1 protein-coding gene is annotated in these 1,372 nt (G+C 74.1%); it reads right to left on the reverse strand.

What is annotated here, in order from left to right; all coding sequences use genetic code 11:
* Positions 1–221: 221 nt before the first annotated feature.
* Positions 222–1,372: aminoglycoside phosphotransferase family protein (locus tag GTW43_RS33225; RefSeq protein ID WP_161305701.1), on the reverse strand; the 1,151-nt coding region annotated here is incomplete at its 5' end.

A 1,372-nucleotide genomic window follows, 5' to 3' on the forward strand; every position in this document is an offset into this window, starting at 1 on the left:
CTCTCCGACGATCCGTCAATCATCTGACGGGCCACGGCATTTCCCGGGATTTCCCATGTCAGCAGGCGTGTGTCCGGCTCGCGGGGCGGGTTTCCCGCGCGGTGGTGCGGCCGCCTGCGGCGCGTCAGTGGCATGGACCAATGAGGACCGGCGCGCGCCGGGAACACGAAGATCCGCGGTGCGCCACCGTTCCCCCGGCGCACCGCGGATCCACGTCCCCGTCAGCGCGTGCCGACCGCCGCACGCACCGCCCTTCGGGCCATGTTGCAGTCGTCGTGCAGACGGCGCAGCAACAGCCGCTGCTCCTCGCCGGACGGCGCAGCGCCGGACGGGGTCCGGTCCGGCGCCGCCGGGGTCTGCTCGTGCAGCGAGCGCTGCACGGCGGTCTCGTAGGTACGGATCTCCCGGGTCAGCACGAGCATCAGATTGACCAGGAACGCGTCGCGCGAGGCCGGGCCGCCGGACTGCGCGAGCTGGCTGATCTGCCGACGTGCCACCGGGTCCTCGCCGAGCACGGACCACAGCGTCGCGAGGTCGTACCCCGGCAGGTACCAGCCCGCGTGCTCCCAGTCGACGAGCACGGGGCCGGCCGGGGACAGCAGCACGTTCGACAGCAGGGCGTCGCCGTGGCAGAACTGGCCCATTCCGGAGCGGCCCGCGGTGTGCGCGATCCCGTGCAGGAGCTTCTGCAGGTCCCCCATGTCCCGGTCGGTCAGCAGACCGAGGTCATGGAAGCGGTTGATCCGCTCCGCGTAGTCCAGGGGCGCGTCGAACGTGCCCGCCGGGGGCCGCCACTGGTTGAGCCGGCAGATCGCGCCGAGCGCGGCCCGCACGTCCGCCCGCGGCGGTGCCTCGGCCGGATGGCGTTGCAGGGCCGCCACCCGGCCGGGCATCCGCTCGATCACCAGCGTCCCGTTGTCGGGGTCCGCGGCGATGAGCCGCGGCACCCGCACCGGGGGCCGGTGCCGGACGAACGAACGGTATGCCGCTATTTCGTGCCGGATCCGCTCCGCCCACGCGGGGGAGTGATCGACTAAACACTTCGCGACCGCGGTGCTGCGTCCGGTCGTCCCGACGAGCAGGACGGACCGCTGGCTGCGGCGCAGCACCTGGACGGGGTGGAACTCCGGGCAGATGCGGTGCACCGAGGCGATCGCCGTGCGCAGCCGGTCGCCCTGGGGGCCGGACAAGTCGAGTCTCCCGCTGAGCGGTTGCGCACCCGCCCCCGGGGCGCGACGCGGCCGGCCGATGCCGTTCAGGGCCGGGGCCGCGGGCCGCGCGGGGTCGAGGTACGGGCCGCTGCCCGCCACCGCCGTGCGGGCGGTGCGCAGCGGCCGGGGCGGGGCGGACACGGAGGACGATGCTGCGTACA

This window comes from Streptomyces sp. SID5785 (assembly GCF_009870065.1).
Taxonomy (GTDB): domain Bacteria; phylum Actinomycetota; class Actinomycetes; order Streptomycetales; family Streptomycetaceae; genus Streptomyces.